Annotated in this window: 6 protein-coding genes; all 6 read left to right on the plus strand. The window is 46.0% G+C overall.

Annotated elements, in window-relative coordinates; translation table 11 throughout:
- The first annotated feature begins 11 nt into the window (after window positions 1-11).
- Window positions 12-1,241: an aminotransferase class I/II-fold pyridoxal phosphate-dependent enzyme gene (locus tag AC1DXC_RS23320; protein ID WP_477461581.1), complete on the plus strand. Its 1,230-nt coding sequence runs from the start codon at window positions 12-14 to the stop codon at window positions 1,239-1,241.
- A gap of 36 nt (window positions 1,242-1,277) precedes the next feature.
- Window positions 1,278-2,147 carry an RteC domain-containing protein gene (locus AC1DXC_RS23325; protein ID WP_477461582.1) on the plus strand — a complete coding sequence of 290 codons (870 nt, stop codon included), beginning with the start codon at window positions 1,278-1,280 and terminating at the stop codon, window positions 2,145-2,147.
- Window positions 2,148-2,506: 359 nt separating this feature from the next.
- On the plus strand, window positions 2,507-11,950 hold the full coding sequence (locus tag AC1DXC_RS23330) for a CARDB domain-containing protein (RefSeq protein ID WP_477461583.1): 9,444 nt from the start codon (window positions 2,507-2,509) through the stop codon (window positions 11,948-11,950).
- A gap of 8 nt (window positions 11,951-11,958) precedes the next feature.
- Window positions 11,959-20,043 carry an MBG domain-containing protein gene (locus AC1DXC_RS23335; RefSeq protein ID WP_477461584.1) on the plus strand — a complete coding sequence of 2,695 codons (8,085 nt, stop codon included), beginning with the start codon at window positions 11,959-11,961 and terminating at the stop codon, window positions 20,041-20,043.
- 44 nt (window positions 20,044-20,087) lie between these two features.
- Window positions 20,088-20,981, plus strand: a complete 894-nt coding sequence (locus AC1DXC_RS23340; RefSeq protein ID WP_477461585.1) for a PorP/SprF family type IX secretion system membrane protein — start codon at window positions 20,088-20,090, stop codon at window positions 20,979-20,981.
- A gap of 27 nt (window positions 20,982-21,008) precedes the next feature.
- Complete coding sequence (locus tag AC1DXC_RS23345; RefSeq protein ID WP_477461586.1) at window positions 21,009-21,815, plus strand: hypothetical protein; 807 nt, start codon at window positions 21,009-21,011, stop codon at window positions 21,813-21,815.
- Window positions 21,816-21,835: the final 20 nt, after the last annotated feature.

Below are 21,835 nucleotides of genomic sequence, written 5' to 3' on the forward strand. Positions count from 1 at the left end.
AACAAACTATCATGAAGCAAAACTTTGACAACAACAGCTTCCGGGACTTCGAGTACATCCCCGGAATGGATGCCTGGGCACGCTCAAAACTTTTCCAGGCCTACCTGAACGATCAAACCGCTAAAAGCCAACTCAACTACAGGTTAGTGACCAGCAACGGCTGCACCCCAACCATCCAAATGAACGGAAAAAAAACGATTAGCCTGGTATCCAACGACTATCTTGGCTTCACCCAACACCCCTTAGTCAAACAGGCCGCCATCGATGCCATCACCAAATATGGCAGCGGCGCCGGCGCATCTCCCGCAATCGGCGGCCACTACGACTACCACGAACTATTAGAACAAAAGATCGCCCGCTTCTACCGCAAACAACACGCTATCATCTACACCACTGGTTACACCTCTAATAGCGCCTCGTTGCAATGCATCCTCACCAAAGACGACCTCGCTATATTAGACGCCGGCGTACACACCAGCGTCATGGAAGGCTGCCAACTGGTCAAACGCAAAACCGTCAAACATAACGACCTCGATGCCTATGAACACACCCTTAAGATGTCCGCCGGCAAACACCCACTTATATTGGTCATCATCGACGGCGTTTATTCACAAGACGGCGACCTCGCGCCATTACGCGAGATTATCAGCCTGTGCAAAAAATATGGCGCCAAACTCATGGTCGACGATGCCCATGGCACCGGCGTAATTGGCAAAACCGGCCGGGGACTCATCGAAGCCTGCGATGCCTGGAACGAGGTAGATTTGATTACCGGCACTTTCAGTAAAACCTTCGGGCACATTGGCGGCTACGTAGTAGCAGGCGAAGAAATGGTGAACTATCTCAAATACCAAAGTCGGCAGCACTTATTCTCCGCATCGCTCGCACCTGCTGCCATGGCCATCGTGAAAGCTATTGATCTCGTGGACGAACAACCCCATTGGATGGCGGGCCTGCACGATAATATGGACTATTTCCGGCACGGACTGCTTGGCCTTGGGCTGGATATAGGCGACACGCAATCCGCCATCTTCCCGGTAAGGATAGGCGACAAAATCAAAAATGCGAAAATCTGCTATGCGATGCAGCAAATGGGCGTTTACGCCAACCAGATCAACTATCCTGCCGTGTCCATGAAAGATGCCCGAATACGCATGGGCATAACTGCAAGGCACGAGCGGGCGCATCTGGATGAGGTGCTGAACGTCTGGGCGGATATCAAAAGAACATTTGGGCTGTGAGCGAAGCTGATTAGCTAAATATAAAGAAATCTACATATGAAAAAGTTCACTGAAAAATTGTTCGACGACCTAAAAGATGAACTATCTATCTATGCCGATCTTGGCACTTTACCGGTACGAAAGGTTACGGGTGCGATTCATAGCATTCAAAACGCATTTAGTAAATTGAAGCGATACATTGCTGATTCGCCATTCAGGACGCATGAAGACGAAATCTATTTTTTCAAACATGAAAAGGCTCGGTTTAGCGCCGAGCATTTCTACGTGATGGAAATTTTCACCATTGAAACCGCCAGGCCGTTGAACGACATTGGGTTATTGAAAGCGTTTTATGAACAGGAGTTAAAATACATCCACCGCTTTCTCGATCAAAACAAATTCCTCTATTCTTACTACCAATTTGATTTGAACGAACTTGACCATTTACTATTTATAAGGGGTGCCAAACCTGTTGACATTCCCGTATCGGACACAGTTGACCTTGATCCTTCATTTACCACCTGCTGTGACTTGCTTTGGGGTAAATTCATAGCCTTCGAACGGCTGGAAGCATGGCTGCGGCATGAACTTGAAGAACTCGATGGCGGCGGTGCGCCGTCGCGTTTCGAAGATAATCAGCAACTAACGCGAACAGCCGGCGGCCCCGGCGGTATGAAATGGACCGGGGAAACCATCAATCTGGTTGAAATTGCCTACGGGATCTGGCTGACCGGGCAGTTGAATAACGGGCAGGTGTCCATAACCGAGATTGTCGAATTCTTAGAAGTTGCGTTCCGTGTACGGATTGGGAAACCACACCGAAGATGGCAAGGGATAGCAAACCGAAAGCGACTTGGTTATACGCGATATATCGATGAGATCAAGAAGGCGGTGGAGAAAAGGGTGGAGGAGGAGTTTAAGAGGTAAGGAGGGTGCTGTTACACACAGCTTCCCTGAAATAATAGCACCCTCGATTTTCATAACCGCTTAAATATTATTTTGGAATACTCAAAAAATATAAGATATAAATTGTACTGTATTTATACCTAACCTGTAGTGTCCTGACTTATCATCATATCTTCGGAACTTTTCGCTAAATTCATTAATACCAATTCCGTTAAATATATCGCTTTATTTAGCTTGAATGCGATTGTAAATTACTGAATATTAACATATTAAATAAATAACACGCTGCGAGCTAGATACATAGCCCTATTAAATCATATTTTTCTTGCAATTTATAATATTTAATAATAAATTGTGGCAACCTTATCGCACTCAATGTTATGCCTTTATCACGCAAGATCCAGCTGTTTTTAGTTGCCATTTTTTCGCTATTTACGCTTTGTGCGCACGGCGAAACTCCCGTCTCCGGGTCGCAAAGTGGCACTTGGGTAAAGGCAGGAAGCCCATATATTTTAACAGGAAGCATTATCGTTGAAGCCGGGAGCACACTAACTATCGAGCCGGGCGTGGAAGTGCGTTCAATGGCCATCTACGATCAAATGGTCGTAAACGGAACCTTGATCGCAAAAGGAACCCTGATCGATTCGATACGCTTTATTGGGTTTGCTAATGATAAAACCGCCGGCGGTAATATTGTTTTCGCTTCAGAAAGTGTTAATTCGGTATTAAAATATGTAGCGATAGATCATTTTGGCTACTATTATCAAGGTGCTATCAGTTCCAACACGGCTTCGTTAAGCATCAGCGACGCAGTTATGCGTAACAGCGGTAATATTGCTATAGATATTACCGGTAACGCGGGCAGTCAGTTCGTTATTCATAATACCCAATTTTTCGGTTCTGCCGGGATTGGGATCAAGATTGGCACGTCGCAGTCGCCGCAGATATCGGCAGTCAAATTCAGTACTACCCCTTTTCCCATCAAAGCCTACCCTTCAAGCCTGGGTGGTATTACCGGTTGCGATAACATTGCTGTATACCTCGACAACGAGACCTCTCCACAGTCAAGTACCATTCCTAAAGTGGGGATCGGATCTTATTATGTTATTCCGCAAAATTTTGTAGTATCGAAAAATACTACATTAACAATAAGGCCGGGAGTTGAGATAAGGTCTTATAGTTACCAGGACCGTATCGATGTTTTAGGTACACTCATCGCCAGGGGCACCGTTACTGATTCCGTCAGATTTATCGGTTTCCCAAATCCTGTAAATACTTATTCCGAACGCGGTGGAACGATAAACTTCGCCGAAGAAAGTTCAAATTCTGTGCTTCAGTACGTGGCGATAGATAATTGGGGAGATAGTTATTACGCGATCGCCTTGAGTTCTTATACCGCTACGCTAAGTATTACCAACAGCGCTGTCCGAAATGTTAAGACCACGGCCATTAGTATCGGGCAAAATGCAGGTTCCGGTGTGATAATCAACAATATCAGGATACAGCATGTAGGTGAGGTGGGCATCGATATCCAGTCGGGCCAGTCGCCGGTTTTATCGGATGTCGAATTTTTTGCCACTACAAAACCTATCCAAACGGGGTTTTCAGGCACGGCCGGGTTGGCCGGGCTAAATAATATTGGTATATACCTCACCAATGACTACCTTACAGGTGCGGGTGTACTCCCTAAGCCCGGTAATGGGTCCTACTATGTTTTGCAGGGAGGGTTTACCATTTCACAGGGCGCAAAGCTCACGATTTCGCCCGGTGTAAGCATCAAATCGTACAACTACAGCGACAGGATAACCGTTGCCGGCACGCTTATCGCCAAAGGTACCGCTACTGATTCCATCAGGTTCATAGGCTACCCCGACCCGAATTACACCTATTCTCAAGCCGGCGGCAATTTGTATTTTGATGCCACCAGCGAAAACTCCGAAATGCAGTATGTTTCAATGGATAACTGGGGCGATATAAATAACTACGGCATAGCATTAATAACGCGGGCCGCCTCACTAAGTGTTACCCATAGTAGCATACGCAACAGCGGGCGCGTGGCGGTGTACATAGAAAGCAATGCTACTAATAAGGTAATATTTTCAGATAACAGTATAGTCAACGCCCGCGATGGGGGGATTTCTGTAGGGCAATCCGTATCTCCGGTATTGAGCAACCTAAATATATCAGGCACGCCGAAGCCTGTGGTAACCTATATTTCAAGTGCATCGGGTATTACCGACCTAAACAACACGGCGATATATTTGAATAACGAATCGTTACCTGCAAATACAGTACTTCCTAAAGCCGGTACGGGTTCCTACTATGTTTTAGATGCAGGTTTTACGATTCCTGCCGGTATAACGCTCACCATTTCGCCCGGTGTAACCATCAGGTCATATAACTACAGCGACAGGATAACCGTTGCCGGCACGCTTATCGCCAAAGGCACCGCTACCGATTCCATCAGGTTCATAGGCTACCCCGACCCGAATTACACCTATTCTCAAGCCGGCGGAAACCTGCTTTTTGATGCCACCAGCGAAAACTCCGAACTGCAATATGTTGCGATAGATAATTGGGGCGATGTAAATAACTACGGCATAGCAATAATAACGCGGGCCGCCTCGCTAAGCGTTACCCATAGTAGCATACGCAACAGCGGACGCGTGGCGGTGTACATAGAAAGCAATGCAACTAATAAGGTGATATTTTCAGATAACAGTATAGTCAACGCCCGCGATGGGGGGATTTCTGTAGGGCAATCCGTATCTCCGGTATTGAGCAACCTAAATATATCAGGCACGCCGAAGCCTGTGGTAACCTATATTTCAAGTGCATCGGGTATTACTAACCTTAAAAATATCGCTGTTTATTTAAATAGCGAATACTTAGGCGGTAACGATACATTGCCCCGGCCAGGAGCCGGCTCCTATTACGTGATGCTGGGCGCATACACTATTTCGCCCGGTGCTAAACTAACCGTTAGCCCCGGGGTAGAAGTACGCTCGTACGATTATTCTGACCGCTTTGTAGTACAGGGCACGCTTATCGCCAAAGGCACCGCTACCGATTCTATCAAATTTCTTGGCTTTAAAAATATCAATAACCCCGGTGTTACCAATGGCGGTTACATTTCCTTCGAAAGCGGTAGCCACGATTCTGAATTACAATACATTTTTATGGATAAATGGGGCGATAGGAATTATTATGGCCACTCCATCGACGTAGATGCAGCCGGGGTTAACATTAGCAATGCCGTAGTACAAAACAGTGGTTCTGTGGGTGTCTACTTTCGTAGCGGCGCCGGCGCCGGTGCTGTATTAACTAAAAGTACTATCACAGGTACGGATGTAGGTGTCGATATCCTCTCCTCTGCAAAACCTCAGATCTCGGCTCTTAAATTTGCGTCTAACGAAAAAGATATTCAGGCATATCCCTCAAGCGCAGATGGTATAAAAGATTGCGATAATGTAAACGTGTATCTTAGGCAGGAAACGATATACAAGGCCGATACACTCACTAAACCCGGAAAAAATTCCAGCTACATATTGCAGGGCGGTTTTACTGTTGCAGAAGATGTCGACTTTACTATCGCTCCCGGTGTAACTATAAATTCCCAGAATATTTACGACTACATTAGGGTGTACGGCACCCTAAAAGCGCAAGGTACAGCAGCCGATTCGGTTAAATTTATAGGCATGCCTGGCGAAGATGCGCCACTGACGAATAAAGGCGGCAACATTTCTTTTGAGCAAAGTAGTAAAAATTCGGAACTCAATTTTACAAGTATATATAACTGGGGCGATTCGCAGTATTACGGTACTGCTGTAAGCGTTAACAGTTCTTCGGTAACTATTAACAATAGTAATGTACGCTTCAGTGGCGATATAGGTATAAACATTGGTCATGCTATAACCCCGGTGCTAAGCGAGGTGTCTTTTGCCGCTAATCCCCGCGATGTAGTGGTTTACCCTTCGGGTCTGGCAGCTGTCTCCAATTTAAAAAATGCCGGCATTTACCTTAATCAGGAAACCATCTCAACCGCTCTTTCCATTCCTAAACCCGGCCCGGGTTCTTATTATGTATTGCAGGGAGGATTTACTATCCCCCAAAGCGTGGCCGTATCCATCGCACCGGGCGTCGAGATCCGTTCCAGGAAATATTACGACCAGATAAGTGTTTCGGGTACGCTAACAGCTATCGGCACGCCTGCCGAACCGATCAAATTCAAGGGTTTTGCCGACTTCGATAACCCGCAGTTTACCCACTGCGGAAACCTTGTATTTCAATCTGCATCTACCAATTCGGTGTTAAAAAACGTCATCGTAGATAACTGGGGCGACAAAGGCTACTACCTCTCAGCCATCAATATTAACTCCTCGTCGGTTACTATAAGCAATAGCAGCGTAACCAATAGTGGTGAAACCGGCATCACGGTAGCTGATAACGTTTCGCCATCCATAACCCAAATGGATTTTGTAAATAATCCGGCAGATATTTTAGCATCCATAACCAGTTGTGGTGGTATTCTGAATAACAAAAACGCCCTTATTGCCATCAATAGCGGTAGCATTTATGCTAACGCGCTACTGCCTTATCCGGGCGAGAACTCGCATTATAGGCTTCGTGGTTCGGTAAATATCCTTCAAAACTATGTGTTGAATATTGAAGCAGGTGTAGTAATCGACTATGGTGATTATGGTGACATTACCATTAGCGGTACCCTGAATGCGATAGGCACAAAGGCTTCACCAATTAAATTCTACAAATCAGGAAGTAACGAGGCGTATGCCTTTAATAGGTTGTACTTTTATAATACAAGTACAGTTGCGCTCAATTTTGTAGAAATAGATAAGCTGGGGAATAGCAATTATTTTTCGCAACCCTCCGTAATAGTGTATACGCCAAATTTTTCGGCCTCGAATATATCCATTTCCAATTCGCCCAACGATGGACTCTATTTTGCTGCGAACGCCAAACCTGTCATTACCAACTCCAGCTTTTTTAACAACAAGATAGGGATACATGTTGGGCTGGGTAGCCCGGTAATTACCAATTCCAATATATACGGTAATACCGACTATGGTATTCTGAACGATACCTATTACGATTCGGCCGATACGGTAGATGCCCGTAATAATTACTGGGGAACACCAACTGGTCCTTTTCACGCCACAGTTAACCCGGAAGGCAAAGGCAACCAGGTTTCTGATAGAGTGCTTATTGACCCTTACCGAAGCAAGCCCTCTGTAGAAGACAATGATATTGGTATCACTGCCATTGTAGCGCCAATAACCGACTGTAACCATACCGCAGCCGATACGGTTAAGGTGCGCATTTTCAACTTTGGGAATTTGCCGCAGCAGAATTTTTCCGTGGCTTATAATATAAAGGGCGTAGTGGTATCCGAAACAGTTTCCGGTATCTCACTGCTACCCGGTAAATACATCGACTACAGTTTTAGCAAAACGGTTGATTTATCAGCCACCGGCATGTATGCCATTACCGCCTATACGCTGCTTGCCGACGGGCGTAAAGAGAACGATACGCTGCATATAACTATAGAGCACCTGCCTGAATTATTGGCGCCAGCCAACCTGTTACCGGGGCCCGGCGCGCAAAATTTGGATATCCCGGTCACTTTATCGTGGGGTGCTGTAAACGGGGCTACCGCCTACGACGTTTACCTTTGGAAAGACGGAGATGCTGAACCCCTGCAACCTGTTGTTGCGAATACAGAACAAATAACCGCATTGGTTAACGGCATACTTATTTACGGTAACAAGTACAATTGGAGGGTGGTTGCGCGCAGGGCGGGTTGCAGAGCCGCAAGTACCACAAGTACATTTTCTATCCGCCAGTTGCCCGATCTGATCGTGCAAAGCGTTAACGTGCCGGTAAAAGCAAATACTGAAACGCCAATAGAAGTGAGCTGGAAAGTGAAGAACCAGGGCAGCGGCAGCACCGCTGCTACAAGATGGTACGATGTCGCCTATCTCGCCGATCAACCCAACCTGGCGTCGGCTTCGCAGATTTACAGTATTGCAACACCTTCTAATTTTAGTGCCTTGAACGCCGGGCAAAACTACGAGACCGAGAAACTGTCTTTCATGGTGCCGCAGGGTATCCAGGGCGTTTACTATGTTATCGTTCAAACCAATGTTTCCAGGCAGGTAACGGAAACGCAGTTTAATAATAATGAGCTGGCAAGTGCACCCATCAATATAACGCTTACGCCACCGCCCGACCTGCAGGTCACCGCGCTTACCGTATCGCCGCTGACCATCTTCTCGGGCGATACCGCCACTATCACCTACACCGTTAAAAACGAAGGCAAAGGCCCAACCACCGCGCCGTACTGGTATGATCAGGCGGTGTTGAGTAACGAAGCCGGTGTAGTCCAAAATAGCGATGCCGTATTAATGGGCAATTATCATAACGAATTACTGGCAGCCGGCAATAGTTATACATTTTCGCAAAAAGTTAAGTTGCCCAATCATATTAGCGGTACGTATTATGTTAATTTAACCATCGACAGGTTTAGCCAGGTTTTTGAATATGACAAAGAGGCTAATAATATCACCTCAACCCTTGCGCTAACGGTTATTACCAGGCCTTCGCCAAACCTTGTTGTTTCTTCGCTCTCTCTCGCGCAGGATAGTGCAGCAAATAACCAGCCCATTAACCTGCGATGGACGGTTAACAACGATGGAGCAGTGGATGCTGCGGGCAATTGGTGGGACGAAGTGTATTTGTCTACTTCGCCGGTTTTAAATTCCGGTAGCTTGCGATCCATCGGTGGGTACAGCAGAGAGCCGGTGTTGTCTTCGCTGGATAGTTACCAACGTTCGGCAGCGGTAACAATACCATACGATTTACAGGAAGGTACTTACTACCTTTATGTAAAGGCTGATAGTTACAATTATATTGATGAAGGCAACGATGAAGGGGATAATTTTTCGGCAGCCTCTTCACCCATCCGTATCGTTAACCCCGATCTGGTGCCCGCTTCGCTAACGGTGCCCGCCACTGCTAATTCCGAAGAAAAAATCACCATTCAATGGGCGGTTAAAAACAATAGCCGCGCTACTGTATATGATGCTAACTGGACAGACAGGCTGTACCTTTCTGCTGATGAAACACTTGATGTTAATACCGATGTTTTGCTGGCCGATATTCAGGTTAATAACTTAATGGCGCCCGGTGGAAGTTATCAAAAACAAACCGGCGTGAGCCTGCCTGTAGGCGTATCGGGCAAATATTATATATTGCTGGTTACCAATGCTAACGGTGGTTTGTATGAAAAAAACAGGAATAACAACGTTATTTCAAGTCCCATAAATATCAACCTGTCGCCATGGCCCGACCTTAGGGTAGCATCTGTTTCTACTGCTGCCACTGACACTGCCGGTACTATACTGTCCGCAAAATATCTTGTTACCAACACGGGTGGCGGTGCTATTGATCAGAAGCGATGGACGGATAATATTTACCTATCGCCTTCAGATAATGTTAACGATGCCGGGCTCATCTTCCTGGGCAGTGTTGCGCAAAACCGCAGCCTTGGCGCCGGCGAAACATTTACACAGCAATTAAGGTTGCAACTGCCGGTTAACCTATCCACCGGCAATTACTACCTTGTTGTAAAAAGTAATTATGATAAGGGCGTTTTTGAAAATAACAGCATTGCCAATAATGCTTTGGCCGGCGGCGTTATACAGATTATCTCGCAACTACCTATCGACCTTGCGGTAGTATCCGGAGAGCCTATTAGCATGGTAATAACGGCCGGGCAGCAGGCATCTGTAACCTGGACGGTGCGTAACACCAGTGCTAATGCTACCATAGTATCGGGTTGGCGCGATGCCATCTATTTGAGCAACAACGCGGTGTTCGATTCTGGCGACAAATTATTGACGCTCGTTAACATAAACCAGCCGCTTGCCGCGGGTACCTCCTATACCCAAATGGCAAGCGTAATCATTCCGCAGGATGCCGGTAGCTCAATCTATTTGCTGGTGGTGACCGATAAAGATAATCTCAATAACGATCCCAATTTGGGCAATAACAACCTGCCGCTAAGCAAAGGCTCTGGTGGCCCGGTAGAAATTGTAGTGCCTCCACCGCCCGACCTGGCACCGGCAAGCTTTACCGTCAGTAACCAGGGCACGGCCTCGCAACCACTAGATGTTAGTTTTGTTATCAAAAACAATGGCACCGGCAGCACCGCTGCAAATGCCTGGACAGACCATATATACCTCTCTACAAGTACTAACATTAACGACGGCACATTGCTTGCGGTATTCCCGCACAGCGGAACGCTTGCCGCAGGCGCTAGTTATGAAGTAAAAAGCAGCGTGCTGCTACCCGCAGGCAGCTCGGGCAATTATTTATTGCTGCTAAAAACCGACGCAGCGAACAACGTTTACGAAAAAGATAGGGAGAATAACAACCAGGCAAGCGCAGGCTTATTCATAAAACAACAGCAACCGAGCGACTTAGTGGTGAAAAATATAAGTATCCCTCCCGGAACGCGCTTTGCGGGCGATACGCTCACCGTTAATTGGACATTGGTGAACAACGGTGCCAATATAGGGCAGGGCTATTTAAAGGAAGCTGTGTATCTATCAAAAGATACCCTGCTCGATGCCGGCGATGTGCTTTTCGGCACGCTGGATAATTATATATACCTGCCTCCCGCCACCAGTGCCGGCCACTCGCTGAACAAACCTATCACGGGGCTTTCGCTGGGTGAGTATTATGTATTGGTGAAAACCGATGTGCAGAACAACATCCTCGAGCAAAACGACGATAATAACCTGTCGGCATCAGTCACCAAAATGGCAGTTAGCGTAAAAGAACTGCAGCTTAATATACAGGCAGGTAATGTGCTTACTAAAACTACGCCACTGTATTACCGTTTCGAGGTGCCTGCAACGCTGGCCGGCGAAACGCTCTCTATCAAACTTCTGGGCGATTCGGTAAACAATGCTGTTAACCGCATTTTTATCAGGAAAGATAGTATACCGACTCCTAACCGTTTCGATTTTACTGCCAATTTGCCCTTTAAGGCCAACCAGGAACTGGTAGTGCCGGCATTAAAAACCGGGACCTATTACATCACCGTATTGGGGACCGATGTAGCCACCGAGCAGCAAACCATAAGCCTGCTGGCTAAAATCATTCCTTTTGGTATTACGGCTGTTGATGCCTCAAAGGGCGGAAACACAGGGCAGGTAACCGTAAAGCTCACAGGTGCCCGTTTCGAAGAAGGGATGGTCGTTAAGCTCACCGGGCCGTCAACGTATGTCGCTTCATTGGTTTATTATGTTGATGCTACCAAAATGTTCGTAACCTTTGATCTGAACAAGGCACCGGTTGGCAAGTATACCGTAGTGGCCGAAAAGGCAGGTGTTCCGCCTGTGCAGCTTACCAACGGGTTCGAGGTGGTAACCGGAACGCCGGGTGGCTCGGCGGGCGCTTCGCAATTGTTCAGTTGTAAGATACAGAATATAGGGTTCGACGAAGCCGTGGAGGTGAACGTTATCCACCCCGAATCGGTTAGGCGAAACCAAAAGTTCAAGATGACCATCGCCTACGTAAACGGGGGCAATGTGGATATACCGGTGCAGGCGCGCGTACTGTTAAGCCTGGAAGGCGCTCCGCTGAGTTTTACGCCCGATTTTGCCAAAGAATTGAAAGAACTTTTCCTCGAGTTTAAAGAAGAGGACGGGCCGCCGGGCATATTGAGGGCCGGTAGTTCGGGTTTCATCAATGTGTACACCTATTCTATCGCACCAATGTCTTTCGAAATAACCCAGTAATGCCTATCATGAAAAACCTTATCACCACTTTCATTTTTTGTGCAGTATTATCGCTGGGCGTTAAAGCACAAAATACACCAAAGCCTAATATCCCTGCACCACAGGGACTGGCCGTGAACAGCCTTACGGGTAACCTGTTTTACCAGCGCAACGAGCAAAGCCTGCGCGGTACGGGCTACCGTGTTTACCAAACGTTTTATTACAATGCCGCGCAGGATACACTCAATTACGGTTACGGGCACGGCTGGTCGTTTTATTACAACAGTTTCTACAAGGTGCGGAAAGACACCGTTATCATACAACACGCTGATGCCAGGAAAGATGTATTTGTACTGAAAAACGGAAAATACCTTTCGCCTGCGGGGGTATTTGATGTGCTCACCAAAAATGGACTGGTGTACACCCTCAGATCTAAAGACGGGCAGTTGCAGGTATTTGCTGATACTACGCATAAAAAGCTAACCCGCATGGAAGATGCCAATGGTAATTTTATTAGTATTGATTATGACGGCGGTAACCCTTCGCGTGTAAAGAACTCCACCGGGCACAGCCTGCTACTGGTATGGGAAAATAGCCAGCTAAAGGAGGCAAAAGACGAAGCTAATCCTGAAAAAAAGTATAGCTACACTTATAATAAAGACCGCGACCTTACCGGCGTTACCGATCCGCTGGGGAATAAAAAAACGTTCGTATACAAAGGGCATTTTTTAACCGGCATAAGCGATGAGAATGGTAGCCCGGTAGGCATCAATTACCTGGCGGGTAGCGGCAGGGTGAAACAGATCATCAGTTGTAATACCGAGCAGCGCTTTACATTTTTAGATTCACTGCATAAAACGTTCGTTACTCAAAAAGGCGCTTCGGGCAGCATCACCAACGGGTATTTCTTCGATGCGAGTGGGCGGCTGATCGCCCTTACAGATGCCGACAATAACAAATCGGAATTTACTTACGATGCTTCGAATAACCTGTTGCAGGTTAGAGATTTTGCGGGGAAAACGGTGAGCTATACTTATGATGGCAGCGGTAACCCGCTCTCGGAAACTGACCCTATGGGTAACGTAGTAAGCTATACTTACGATGCTGCTTACAATAAACCGCTAACTATAAAAGACAAGCTTGGCCACGTAACCACCTTTACTTACGACAATAAAGGCAATTTAAAAACACTATCTAAGCCGGGCGGCGCTACCGAAAGCTACACCTACGATGCCGCCGGCCGTAAACTTACCGCTACCAACGCCAATGGCAGCGTAACATCATTTCAATACAATGGCGATGGCGACCTTGTTAAGGTGCAGTACCCTGTTGGCGCCGTGCAATACCAGTACAATGGTAGCTGCTGCGATGTTGGCAGTATAACCGATGCCAACGGCAACACCCTGGAGATGACCTACGACGCTATGGGCCGTAAAAAAACGGTGAAGGATGCGCTGGGCAACATCACCTCGTACGATTATGATGGCGTTGGCAACATTACAAAAGAAACCGACCCTAATGGCAATATAAAACGCTATGGTTACGACGGTTTGAACCGTTTGATATCCGTTACCATTAGCGCAGGTACCTGGGTGTATGATTACGACGGGCAAAGCAATATGGTAAAAATGACCGATGCTAACGGGCATATTACCACTTACAGCTACAATAACAAAAAACAGTTGGTGAAAGAAACGGACCCGCTTGGCAAAAGCGTGAATTACCAATACGACGTGAGCGGCAATTTAGTGATGCGCGGCGACCCCAATGGCAACACCGTTAATTACCAGTACGATGCGCTGAACCGCATGACCGAGAAAAGCTACCCCGGCAATACCGATAAATATGTTTACGACGAAGCGGGCAACCTGGTAAGCACCTATAACAATAATATTGCCTACACTTTTAATTACGACGAGCAGAACCGTCTGCTGCGGAAAAACATTACCACCTGGGGCAAAAGCATTGCTTATACTTACGATGCCGTGGGTAACCGCAAAACCATGACCGACCACGATGGCGGTGTTTCTATCTATACCTACGACAGTAACAACCGGCTGGTAACCCTGAAGAACGCTGCCAACCTAACTACACAATTTAAATACGATGCAGGAGGGCGCATCATCAAGCAAATAAACGGTAATGGTACATACACAACCTATCATTACGACGAAGGCGGCCGGATGGACGAACTCATCAACTGGAAGAACAGTACGGAAAAGATTTCGTTCTTCAATTACACTTTCGATAAGTACGGCAACCGCAAAACCATGACGGATAAGCACGGCCTGAACACTTACACCTACGATGCATCGCACCGTTTAACGGGCGTGGTATATGCCGACGGCAAAACCGAGACCTTTATTATTGACCCTACGGGCAACCGTACACAGCGCGTAAAAGATGGCATAACAACAGGCTACACCTACAACAGCGCCGATCAGGTACAAACTGCCGGCTCAAGCAATTTTGTTTTTGATGCCAATGGCAACACCATCCAACAGAACGATACCATCAAAAGGGTTTATAAATATGATGGCGAGAACCGGCTGTTAGAGGTACAATTAGAGGCAAAAAACGTACAATACAAATATGACCCTTTTGGTGAAAAGATTGAAAGGAAAGATGCCACAATTACTAAAATTCTTTATGACAATGGAAACATCTTAGGAGAGCTAAAAGAGGACAATAAAACTAAAAATATTTACACTACCTCGATAGGTATTGATAGTTGGTTAAGCATGACTTCTGATCATGGAAATTATTTCTATCATAAAGACGGTGTTAATTCAACAATGGAGTTGACCGGATCCGATAGTAAGATGTATAACGAGTATCAATATGATGCCTATGGAAATCTTTTAAAAGCGTCAGAAACAACAGCTAATACAGTATTGTTTACTGGTAGGCTATACATTGCGGATGTTGATTTATATGATTGTAGATCTAGGTTATACAATACAAAATTGGGCGTTTTTCTAAATAAAGATTTCGATAAAGGAGCAGTGTTTAATCCTGCAACAATCAACCGATATAATTATGTACTTAATAACCCGGTTAATTTCAATGATCCAGATGGCTTTTACGCATCAGACAGTGATTTTGCTAAAGATTTTTCCCAAACAGATGCACATATTTATAGGAATTGCAAAAATCAAAATCCCGCAACTGAGCCAGATGCGGATAATAATTTGGAGGGTTGGAATAGATCGACTCAGTTTCAAAGTGCTTATCATCAGCCAAACAGGACAACAGGTCCCTATTGGAATGCTTTTATATCACCGTTTGCCACTTTTAGATATGTAAAATACACTAAAATGGATGGGAGTACGGAATCATCATTTGAAGCAATTTGGGATACGAAGGAGAAGAGATATTTAAATACAGAAGAAGTTGGAGGCCCATCTTATAATTACGTTGATCCGTCACAAGGTTACTGGAGGCATCGAAAGTTCGATATGCTGCCCCATGATTATAATCCAAATTATAAGGATTGTCCACCCCCTAAACCACCAGGTACCGACGACAAAATCCCAAATCCTCCTGGAAAAAAACAGGTTATCAAATTCCCTATCATTGTCCCCAAAGACCCCAACGAGATAGTTGGCATAGCTGGTTTCGATAGTTTGCGGAGGATGGTATCGGTAAAGCAAACTTTGCCTTATAAAATCTACTTCGAGAACGACCCTGAGTTTGCTACGGCACCTGCGCAGCGCGTTACGGTTTATGCGCCTATCGATGCGAAGATAAACCCGGCATCATTGCGTTTGAGCGATTTTGGCTTCGGCAACTTTACTTTTACCGTGCCGGCCAATACCAGCATATACACCAACCGGCTCGATCTACGCGATAGCCTTGGCCTGTATGTAGATGTTACTGCCGGGCTGGATGCCGCCAATCGCCGCGCCTTCTGGATATTTGAGAGCATCGACCCGGCCACCGGCCTGGCCTCTACACTGCCTGCTAATAAAGGATTCCTGCCCGTGAACGACAGCCTCAGCCACAAAGGGGAGGGCTTTGTCAACTTTACCGTATTGCCCTCGTCGTCGGCGCGTACACTGGATACGCTTTCCGAAAGCGCATCCATTATTTTTGATACCGAGGAAATACTGAATACCAACACCTGGAAAAATGTGGTGGATGCAGTAGCACCCACCAGCAAAATTACCGGCAGCACTACCCTTAATCAGGACATTACCCTTACCTGGACCGCTACTGACGATACCGGTGGCAGCGGTGTGCGCGACTATGCACTATATGCGGCCGAAAACAAAGGAACCTACCAGTTAATAAAGTCGGGCATAACCGAGGCCAAATACGTTTACACCGGCAGTCCGGGCATAAAGTATTCGTTTTTTGTTACCGCTACCGACCAGGTGGGCAACACCGAGCCGCTTAAAGAAAAAGCGGACCTGGAAGTAATACTGAACGATAACCGTACCGCCCAAACCATCGCCTTTGCTGAATTAAATGCGGCTACCTATGGCGATGCGGATCTGCCGTTCACTGCCACCGTTACATCCGGCTTAGATATCATTTATTCAAGCGCTAATACCGATGTTGCCATCATAACCGCAGGCAATAAACTGCATATTGTTAAAGCCGGTACAGTGGAAATTACGGCCAGTCAGCCTGGAGACGATGTATTTGCACCTGCTGAGGATGTAAAACGAAGCATCACTATTGGTAAAAAAGAGCTGACCGTTACAGTTGCCAATGCCGCGAAAATACAGGGCGAAGCGAATCCGCCGTTCTCCTTGAGCTATAGCGGCTTCGTACCCGGCGATGATGAGTCGCGGCTGATTGCGATGCCGGTACCGTCCACAACGGCATCCGAAGCATCCGGGCCGGGCACCTATGCAATTACCGCTAACGGGGCCGCATCTGATAATTACAGCTTTAAATATATTGATGGCACACTTACCATTATAAAACCCGAAGACCCGCTGGTGTTTATTGCATTGCCTGCCAAACTGTACGGCGATATTGATTTTGCTGCCGGCGCAACCTCGGGCCATGGGGAGATAACTTATACTTTAAGCGGCCCAGGCGTAGTGGAATTGTTAACCGGCAATAAGGTCCATATCATTAAACCTGGCACTGTTACCATCACCGCCAGCGACGGTAAAACTACCGCCAGGCAGCAATTGGTTATTGGTAAAGCACCGCTTACGGTTAAGGCGGATAATGCAACTAAGGTTTATGGCGAAGCCAACCCTGTGTTCACTTTAAGTTACAGTGGCTTCGTAGCAGGCGACGATGCCGGTAAATTAACCCAGCCCGCAACAGCCTCAACTTTAGCAAACGAGTTAAGCTCCGCAGGCGCGTACCCCATAATCGCAGAGGGCGCAGCATCAGAGTTTTATAGTTATTTTTATGCAAATGGTACGCTCACAATTGATAAAAAAGAGCTTATGGTAACGGCCAACAACGCAGGCAAAAATCAGGGCGAAGCTAACCCCGTACTTACCCTTGCTTACGCCGGCTTTGTAAACGGCGACGATGCCACCAAGCTCACTTCACCTGCCATTGCGGAAACCCTTGCCACCCAAGCTTCGTTACCCGGCGTTTACCCCATAACGGTTGGTGGTGCTGTTGCTGCCAATTATAGTTTCCAATATGTAAGCGGCACGTTAACGGTCATAAAAGCCGAAGACCCGCTGGTATTTGCTGCACTGCCATCAAAAGTTTATGGGGATGCTGATTTTGAGCTGGGTGCCACCTCCGGGCATGGTGCTGTAACGTACACGTTGAACGGTGCCGGCGTTACCGAACTTAACGGAAACAAAATTCACATTATTAAACCGGGCCAAGTAACCATTACTGCAAGCGATGGCAAAACCACAGTTGAACAGGCTTTGGTAGTAGGTAAAGCACCGCTTACGGTTAAGGCGGACAACGCGACAAAGGTTTATGGCGAAGCCAATCCTTTGTTCACCCTAAGCTACAGTGGCTTTGTGGCAGGCGACGATAGCGACAAATTAAGCCAGCCAGCCACGGTCGCCACTACCGTCAATGAACGGAGCGCTGTAGGCATTTATCCCATTGTAGCACAGGGAGCCACTTCTGACTGGTATAGCTTTGTTTATGTAAATGATACGCTAACAGTAGGCAAAAAAGAGCTTACGGTAACGCCCCATAACGCAATAAAAGTTCAGGGTGATCCTAACCCCGTATTTACGCTGGCCTACACCGGCTTTGTTAATGGCGACGATGCAACGATGTTTACTGCCCAGCCTGTTGCGATAACCAGTGCTACCGAGGCATCTTTGCCCGGAACTTACCCTATAACTGCAGACGGCGGTATATCAGCCAACTATGCCTTTAAATACGTTAGCGGTATTTTAACAGTAGAAAAACTGGTACCGCCACTAACTTTTGCCGCTTTACCGGCTAAGGTATATGGGGATGCTGATTTTGAAACCGGTGCAGCATCAGGTCGGGATATTCAATATTCAATGAATGTTGTTGGCGTGATAGAGGTTAATGCCGGCAAAGTACATATTTTAAAAGCCGGACGGGTTATCATAACAGCGTTTGATGGCAAGACAGCCATTCAACAGGAATTGTTTATAGCCAAAGCCACATTATCCGTTACTACAGCTCCCGCCGAACGGCAATATGGTGCGGCAAATCCATTATTTGTATTAAGCTATACGGGTTTCGTAAACGGAGATAATGAAACAAGCCTCAATGCCAAGCCGGTAGCGGTTGCTGATGTTGACGCGCTTACACCCGCAGGGGCGTATCCTGTAAAAGTGTCGGGAGGGGTTTCCGAGAACTACAGCTTTGTATTTACTGATGGCAGTATTATCATCAATAAATCGAATCAATCTATTGCATTTGGGCCCTTACCTGTAAAAATCTATGGTAACCCGGTATTCAATCTAACTGGCTCGGCATCCTCTGGCTTGGCAATAGTTTATACATCGTCCAATCCTGATATTGCTACAGTTGTCGGTGCTAACGAGGTTAGGATATTAAAAGCGGGATCGGTTACGATAACAGCGGCACAGGCCGGAAATGGTGGTTATAACGCAGCCGTTGAAGTAGGACAGTTGCTATTAATCAACAAAGCATCGTTAAGCATTAAGGCTGATGATAAAACACGCGCGTACAACACCGCAAACCCACTTTTAACAGCAACGTTTACTGGCTTTGTAAATAACGACACGTCTGCTGATCTGGATGCCGCGCCACAACTCACAACAACCGCAACTTTGTTGAGTAGCGTAGAAAAATACACTATCAACGTAAACAACGCATCCTCTTCTAATTACAACATTACCTATAGCTCGGGAATCTTAACAATCAACCCGGCGGAACGTGGGATAGTGTTTAACGCGCTCCCCGTTAAAACCTACGGAGACCCTGATTTTAACTTAAATGCCTCGGTTAATTCCAACGAAACCCTTAGTTATACTAGCACAAATACAAACGTGGCCACAATAGTTGGCGACAAAGCCCATATCACAGGTGCCGGTGAAACAATAATTACAGCAGGTGTTATAGCAAGCAATAGTAATTACCGGGGTAACACCGTGCTTACCCAAAACCTTGTTGTGAATAAAGCAAAGCAAACTATAACCTTTAGCGAGATACCGTTGTTGAAACGTCGGGGTAATGCCTATACGTTGGAAGTAAAGGCCAGTTCGGGACTACCACTTGAACTTACCTTATCGGATAAACTGGTGGCCACGCTGAATGGCCTTTCCTTGCAGCCGGTATCTATTGGCACGGCACGCGTTACGGCGATGCAGCGAGGTAATGCGAACTATCTGGCGGCATCGGATGTCATACGCGATTTTAGGGTGACCGACGAAAGCAACGCATTGGTAAAAGTACGCCCTGCGGTGTCAATTGATGGCGATGGCATAAACGATTTCCTCATTATCGAAGGAATTGTTGATTTCCCCACAAACCACATGGTAATTGTTAACCGCAATGGTTCTAAAGTTTTTGAAACTGATAATTACGACAATAGTACCCGGATATTTAACGGTAAAAACAAAAACGGGGATAGCCTGCCCCAGGGAACCTACTACTATGTGCTGGTTTATCAGGTTAACGGGAAGGCGGAAAGAAAAGCCGGTTATTTTATTTTGAAATATTAATGAAACGGAAAATGGAATTAAATAAACGTATAACAAGTAAGCACTTGAGGTATTTATTAATTGTAGTTTTAAGCATTTTGTTTGGGAATGACGCGGGGGCGCAACAGTCGTTCACGTTCACGCAATACATGAACAACCTTACGCCGTATAACTCGGCCTATTCCGTGGTGAAACAGAGTAGTTCTATTAATTTCCTGGGTCGTAAACAGTGGGTAGGTATCGATGGGGCACCGTCCTCGCTCGTCTTCAATGGAGATGCCAAAATGGAAAACATAAATAGTTCGCTGGGCTTTATTGTCATGAATGATAAAGTGGCGATAGAAAGCCTTTCGGATATCAATGTGTTTTTCGCAAAATCGGTGCAGCTATCAGAAGATAATTTCCTTGCCGCTTCTTTGAACGGAGGCATCAAGTATTATGTAGCCAACTATTCGCAACTTGATGCCGCCGACCCCAAGTTCGCAACAGATATACGGCAATTCAGCCCCACCGTGGGGCTCGGTGTGTTGTTCTATAACCCCGACAGGTATTATATAGGCCTGTCTTTGCCGCGATTGAGTTTCAGGAGCCTGGGGACCGCTTCGGTGAATAATAACAGGTACCGCAATACCTGGTATTTTTCGGGGGCTTATCTGTTTGATATTGCGGAAGACATCAAACTTAAACCGGCTTTTCTGTACAGTTATACGCGTGGCGTGCCTTCCCTTACCGATGTTTCTGCAACGATTTATTTTAAAAGCCAGTTCGGCATTGGAGCAAACTACCGAAGTACAAAAGAGGTGGCGGGTATATTGTCTTACCTATTTGGCAATAATGTAAATCTGGCTTACAGTTACCAAACCGGTACGGGTTCAGTGAACGATGGTAGTTTCCGTAATGCGACCCACGAGGTGAGTATTGGTTACCGGTTTGGATCAGGCGACGGAAAAGTGTTGTAATAAGGTGAAACCATAAATTGAAATCAAATGAAAATATTGAAGTTAGATATAACATATATTATAAAGAAAGTTTGGAGATACTTTGAAACCGCACTGATTATCTTAGCAGCAATTTTCCTGATAGGGTGGACCATAGGCCCAATAAAAAAATGGCTGGAGAAAAATGAAATTTTCGATCAAAGTACAATTTTCGACATAGTTGCAATTACAATCACTTTGTTGATCTCCATTATTAGCGAAGTAAAAAGTAATATAAGAGAACTCTCACAGAAATTAGACAAGTTTAATAAGGAAAGCAATTCTAAAATAATCGAAAATGGTGTTCTGCATGTATACCCGAGCTTGAATGCGATCTTAGGGGCAATTGAACACAAAAAGGAAAAGACACTGGATGTGATCGGTATAACAATGTATTCTGCCTGGCCGCATATACAAGCTTGGATATCATCTGCGAGGCCAGGTGATTGGAAAATAAGGTTATTCATTCTCAATTCTTCATTTATAAAAGACCATGATAAGATAATGCCGTCAAAATGGATCAAGGAGGCAGAGTCGGCAAAAGATCAAATCGAATATTTTATCTCCGAAAAGGCTGCCTTACTGGAATCTATTTCTACCACGATAGAGCTTATACAGTATAATAATTTGCCGGTTATCCACGGATTCAAAATTGGCGATGGAAGTCTGTACGTTTCTTTTGCACACTGGTCGGAACGGAATCTGTTAGATGACCCTCATTACTTTTACGAATATTTTCATTCGGAAGATAAAACAAGTAGGGCTAAAGCCTATCGTGATTTGTTTAGAAATTGGGTTAGTCATTATTCGGCGTAAGGACTTAGTATCGCAGATTG

This window comes from Mucilaginibacter sp. P2_D11, from assembly GCF_056404435.1.

Bases quoted from the DNA above. Each gene is read 5' to 3' on its own strand.
- AC1DXC_RS23345 (WP_477461586.1), top strand. From the start codon at position 21,009: ATGAAAATATTGAAGTTAGATATAACATATATTATAAAGAAAGTTTGG.
- AC1DXC_RS23320 (WP_477461581.1), top strand. From the start codon at position 12: ATGAAGCAAAACTTTGACAACAACAGCTTCCGGGACTTCGAGTACATC.
- AC1DXC_RS23325 (WP_477461582.1), top strand. From the start codon at position 1,278: ATGAAAAAGTTCACTGAAAAATTGTTCGACGACCTAAAAGATGAACTA.
- AC1DXC_RS23330 (WP_477461583.1), top strand. From the start codon at position 2,507: ATGCCTTTATCACGCAAGATCCAGCTGTTTTTAGTTGCCATTTTTTCG.
- AC1DXC_RS23335 (WP_477461584.1), top strand. From the start codon at position 11,959: ATGAAAAACCTTATCACCACTTTCATTTTTTGTGCAGTATTATCGCTG.